The following is a 5116-nucleotide window of genomic DNA, read 5'->3' on the forward strand; positions in this document are numbered from 1 at the left end:
TTCTGCAGCCGATCATCGCCTTGCCGTCCAGCGCCTCCAGCCGCTTCTCGTAGTGCTCGACGATGTCGCGCGCCACGATCTCGAGCCGCTTCTCGGCGCCCACGACAGCCTCGAGCTGAGCCCACTTCGTCTTGAGCTTCTCCTTGCGCTCGACCTCCTCGCCCTCGGTCGCCTCCTCGAACTCGGGATCGATCTTCGGCCGCTCGGCCTCGTCGAGCCCCAGCTTGGCCAGCCGGCTCTCGTAGTAGATCGGCACTGTGGCCCTGTCCGCCACCGCGCGCTGGATATCGTAGACGCTGATGGTGTCCCCGAAGACCGCACGCGTGCTCAGGTCGGCACGCTCGATCGGCGTACCGGTGAAGCCCATGAACGAGGCGTGCGGGAGGGCGTCCCGCATGTGGCGCGCGTAGCCGTCGATGAAGTCGTACTGGCTCCGGTGCGCTTCGTCGGCGATCACCACGATGTTGCGGCGTTCGGAGAGCTTCGGGTGGCGGTCACCTTTCTCCTCGGGGAAGAACTTGTGGATAGTCGTGAAGACCACGCCGCCTGCTGCCACCGATAGCAACTCGCGCAGGTGAGCGCGGCTCTCGGCCTGCACCGGCGGCTGGCGCAGGAGGTCCTGGCAGCGGGAGAAGGTACCGTGGAGCTGGTCGTCGAGATCGTTGCGGTCGGTGAGGACCACGATCGTTGGGTTCTCCATCGCCGGCTCGCGGATGATGCGCCCCGCATAGAAGGCCATGGTCAAGCTCTTGCCCGAGCCCTGCGTGTGCCAAACGACGCCCACGCGGCGGTCGCCCGGCTTGCCGCCGGGCTGCATGCCCGCCTCGTAGCGGCCACGGGTCTCGGCCGCGCGCTCTGCCTGTGCCGCGCGAAGGGTCTCCCCCACCGCAACTCGCACGGCGTGGTACTGGTGGTAGCCAGCCATCTTCTTCATTGCGCGCGCGCTGCCGTCGTCCTCGAAGACGATGAAGTCGCGGAGCAGGTCGAGGAAACGCTGCGGGGCCAGTAGGCCCTGTATCAGAACCTGGAGCTCGGGCATGTGGGCATCAGCTAGCCCTTCGCCCGAGATGGTACGCCAGGGTTTGAACCACTCCCGCCCGGCGGTGAGTGTGCCGACGCGGGCCTCGATCCCATCGGAAACGACCAGCACGGCATTGGTCGCGAAGAGCGCCGGGATCTCGGCCTTGTAGGTCTCGAGCTGGTGGAAGGCGGTCCAGATCGTCGCGTCCTCGTCGACCGCGTTCTTGAGCTCGAGCACGGCGAGCGGCAGGCCGTTCACGAAGAGCACCACGTCCGGCCGACGGGTGTGCCGGTTCTCGACCACGGTGAACTGGTTGACCGCAAGCCAGTCGTTGTTCGCGGGCGTGTCAAAGTCGATGACCCTCGCTTGGGCACCGCGGATCTCGCCCGCCGCCGTGCGGTACTCGACCGTTACGCCATCCACGAGTAGCTGATGGAGCGCGCGGTTGCGTTGAACCAGATCGGCACCCTCGGGCCGAGTGAGCTTGCGGAAGGCGTCATCCAAGGCCTCGACGGGAAGCGCGGGGTTGAGGCGGGCGAGTGCGTCGCGCAGGCGCTGCGCCAGCGCCACCTCACCGTAGTCGGCCCGCTCGGCGGTGGGCATGTCGGGTGCGATCTCCGGCCCGTGCGCGACCTGCCAGCCCCCAGCATCCAACCAGCCAAGGGCTGCAGCTTCGACCGTCGACTCGCTAAAGGCCGTCACGACGGACAGATTCTCCCTGGATAGCCTTAAAAAGCCATCCCATTGTAATGCTATCAGTTACAGCTTTCACGGTCTCCTCTCCCGGACAGGCGCTTAAATAGGCCTCAGGCCCAGAATGGCAGGTACCGAGCGAATTTTACAGATTCGGTGACGCCGCGCTCGCTCATGACTGGTCGTCCCCTAGGAGATTCAGCACGAGCCGGATCATCAGTTCCTTCTGCGCCGGATCGCTCTCGGCGATGAGCAGGGCGAGCGCCACCATCGCGTTGTCCGCGAGTCGCGGGCTCCCGTCGGGCCGTAGCAACAGGCCGTTGCGCCGCAGGTACTCGAGGAATAGCAGCGTCCCGATGCGCTTGTTGCCGTCGCTGAAGGGGTGGTCTTTGATGACGAAGTAGAGGACGTGCCCAGCGCGCACCTGCGCGCTCGGGTAGAGCGGTTCGCCGCCGAAGGTCTGCTCGATGGCACCGAGGATCCCGGCGAGTCCATCGCCGCGCTCCTGCCCGAAGAGGCTGCCGGCCTCGCCTCGGCGCGCGAGATCGGAGCGCAGGCTCGCGGCGGCAGCCCGCGCATCGTCCAAAGAGAGCGCTGCGGTAGGCGCTACGGCACGCGCCGGCGCCTCCGCCAGTCGCCCTTCGTCGTACTCCAGCAGCAGCCGCCAGGAACGGGTGTAGCGCTGCACCACATCCAGCACGGCGCGGCCTTCATCCGTGACGAGGGCATGGGCCGTCAGCGTGCGGGCCAAGAGCCCCACCGCCTGCTCGATCTCGCCCAAGCCCCGCTCCCGCAGGCGGCGCTCGTGCAGCGTGTAGCCGCGCAGCAGGTGCTCGCGCAAGGTGTTGGTGGCCCAGATGCGAAACTGCGTACCGCGCAGCGACTTGATCCGGTAGCCGACCGAGATGATCGCGTCGAGGCTGTAAAGCCCGACCGGCTTGTCGGACCCGGCAATGTGCAAAAAATGCACATTGCTGTCCTCGTCGAGCTCCCCCTCTTTGAACACGTTGCGGACATGCTTGGTGATGACTGACCGCTCCCGCCCAAACAGGTCGGCCATCTGCTGCTGCGTTAGCCAGACCGTCTCGCGCTCCAGCCGAACGTCCACCCGGACCTGGCCATCCGGCGCCTGGTAGACGACGACTTCCCCGCCGGCTTCAGCTCTGCGCTCGGCCACCATCAAGCTACCCTTCCGGCGAGCTTCTCCGCGTCCCTCACCCGCAGCTCGCCGGAGATGAGCTTGGGCAGCAGCGTGTCGCGCAACGCGGCTAGGGTGCGGGATTCGACCTCGCGCTTCCAGATCGAAGCGATCATTGGCTCGAGCTGCTTGCTCATTGCGTCCAGAAGCAGAGTAGGGGGCACCGGGAGCTTGGCATCGGAGAGGTGGTGACGCTGGATATGGCCCATCGTCGTTGCCTTCCCTGCCGCGATGTGCCGGAAGTCATCCAGATGAGCGTGCACTCCAAGGTAGCAGAGCCAGCGCGGGTACGTTGCCGATGTAACCTTGAACAGGTGCTGGTTCAGCGCCCCCTCCCCACCCGCCCACAGCGAGCACTCAAGGGAACCGGACCACGAAAAGAGGATGTCGCCGTCCCTTACGACGTAGTCCGCGTCGAGGTCCGCGCATGCGCGATCAGCGCCCGTGGTGTTGCCCGCGCGGAGCTGAGCAATCTTGATGACGGGCAGCGATCGATGATCCATAGGCGGGTACTTCTGCAGGGCTAACCCGTTGAGGAATCGCGCGATCTCGTCGAGGCTCTTTACCTCCCACCCCTCCGGCATCTCGCCGAGTTCGGAGTCGACGAGGCGGTCGGGGAAGAGGTCGGCGAGGGGCTTGGGGAGGCCTGAATCGCGGCCTTCGGCCTTGGCGCGGACGGGGTCGAAGTCCACGAACCACGACTTGAAGAGCGCCCGCGCCATCGCCTCCAGCGTCGCGCTCATCCGCCGGTTCAGCTCGATCTTGTCGTCTAGCGTGCCGAGGATGTGCGCAATGGCGCGCCTCTGGGCATCGGGAGGCATCACGATTGGTAACTGGGCCACATCGCGCAGATTCAGAGTCGCTTGAACCGTTGTGTTAAGGCGCGAGTCGATGATATGTCGGACCTCGGGTGAGCGAAGTGCGAGTTTGACCCAGTACGACCCGACATCTGCGCGGACTGGGATCACAGCGACTGCTCTGGCTGTGTTCCAGCCGGCAAGCGACTCCGGCACGACAGCTGCTTCGCCGACCGTACCGACGAGTGTAAGGAGCAGCTCGCCCCCCCTCAATCTGGTTCGCCCATAGGTCGCTTCGATTTCACGAGATACCCGCAGCGGATCGGTAGTTGCGATCCGCCCGTCGCGAATGTCGGTTACACGGACAATAGGAACTCCGTCACTCGTCGGCGCTCCGGGTTGGACGATACCGTACGAGATCGCGCGTTCGGGCTCAAGAAGCCGTTCAAGCGGTTCGACGCGCCACTCACCCGCTAGACCCACTTTCCTCTTCCCGCCCTCCTGCACTACCACGCATTCCTTCTCGATGATCCGCCGGAAGCTCTCCTTGGTCGTCGCCCAGGCCACCACGTCGACCTTGAACGGGAGGTTTGATTCGGTGAATGCCTCGGACAGCCGCCCCAGAACTGAGGCGGAAAGCGGCTCCTCGCCCATGACCGCCAGGTCAAGGTCGGAAAACTCCTTGGCTGTCCAGGCCACGCGGGAGCCGAAGGCGCGGACCTCGCGCTCCAGCACATGTTCCGCCAGGATGCGCCGAACCGTTTCGAGGTCTCCCGGCCTGATGTCAATCGGTTTCACGGATTCGCTGCTCCAGCCTGCCCAGGAGATACCGAGCCTCATCTAGGAAAGCTGGGATGACGGCCAGGACCTCAGCCGCTTTGGCTTCATCGTAGGTATGGTTGGTGGTTCCGCGGGCCTTCCGATAGTCCTGCCATACATCCCAACTGCTCAGCAGAAGCCCCTGCTCGCTTCCCGTTCGGATGAGGTCGGGAAACGGCATTTCGTCGATGCTCTGCGGGGTGGCGGAGGTCATCTCCAGAAAGCGCTTGAGCATCTTGTGGGAAATCTCGGGCACCGTCCCGAGTCTTGTGGAAAGCCGCAAATGGCGTAGTCTCCGGTTGCTATCCCAACCCCGCGCGGATGCGCGGGAAGACCGGAGGACTACGCCATGGACAACGATACCCCAACGACCCCCTGCATGCCACTGCCTGCTGCTGACCTGCGCGAGCTGATCCGCGGTCGGCTCCGTGAGGCGATCGAACAGCTCCTCGAGGACGAGTTGGCGCTTGCCCTGGGTGCGGCGCCCCGAGAGCGGACCGCTGATCGCGGTGGCTACCGCAACGGCGCGCTGACCCGGAGCCTGACGACCGAGTGCGGCCCTCAGGACTTGCGGGTTCCCCGTGGCCG

Annotated in this window: 5 protein-coding genes; 1 reads left to right on the forward strand and 4 read right to left on the reverse strand. The window is 65.3% G+C overall.

Annotated features, from left to right (window positions below; all coding sequences use genetic code 11):
* The 4 genes from FJ251_13265 to FJ251_13280 all read right to left on the reverse strand — a co-directional run.
* Positions 1 to 1723 (reverse strand): type I restriction endonuclease subunit R (locus FJ251_13265; GenBank protein MBM4118676.1); only part of this gene is annotated, 1723 nt, incomplete at its 3' end.
* A 163-nt stretch (positions 1724 to 1886) separates the two neighbouring features.
* Positions 1887 to 2894, reverse strand: coding sequence for a Fic/DOC family protein (locus FJ251_13270; protein ID MBM4118677.1), 1008 nt, complete (start codon positions 2892 to 2894; stop codon positions 1887 to 1889).
* The gene (locus tag FJ251_13275; protein MBM4118678.1) at positions 2894 to 4549 is read right to left on the reverse strand and encodes a restriction endonuclease subunit S; all 1656 of its coding nucleotides are present in this window, start codon (positions 4547 to 4549) and stop codon (positions 2894 to 2896) included. Before FJ251_13275 ends, FJ251_13270 begins: the two co-directional genes overlap by 1 nt.
* On the reverse strand, positions 4494 to 4763 hold the full coding sequence (locus tag FJ251_13280; protein ID MBM4118679.1) for a hypothetical protein: 270 nt from the start codon (positions 4761 to 4763) through the stop codon (positions 4494 to 4496). The genes FJ251_13275 and FJ251_13280 overlap by 56 nt, the downstream gene beginning before the upstream one ends.
* 114 nt (positions 4764 to 4877) lie before the next feature.
* Here FJ251_13280 and FJ251_13285 point away from each other — a divergent pair.
* The coding region (locus tag FJ251_13285; GenBank protein ID MBM4118680.1) for a hypothetical protein at positions 4878 to 5116 on the forward strand (239 nt) is incomplete at its 3' end.

This window comes from bacterium (assembly GCA_016873475.1).
GTDB lineage: Bacteria > Krumholzibacteriota > Krumholzibacteriia > JACNKJ01 > JACNKJ01 > VGXI01.

Coding starts and splice junctions, on each gene's coding strand:
- FJ251_13270 (MBM4118677.1), bottom strand. CDS start 2,894: ATGGTGGCCGAGCGCAGAGCTGAAGCCGGCGGGGAAGTCGTCGTCTAC.
- FJ251_13275 (MBM4118678.1), bottom strand. CDS start 4,549: ATGAGGCTCGGTATCTCCTGGGCAGGCTGGAGCAGCGAATCCGTGAAA.
- FJ251_13280 (MBM4118679.1), bottom strand. CDS start 4,763: ATGCTCAAGCGCTTTCTGGAGATGACCTCCGCCACCCCGCAGAGCATC.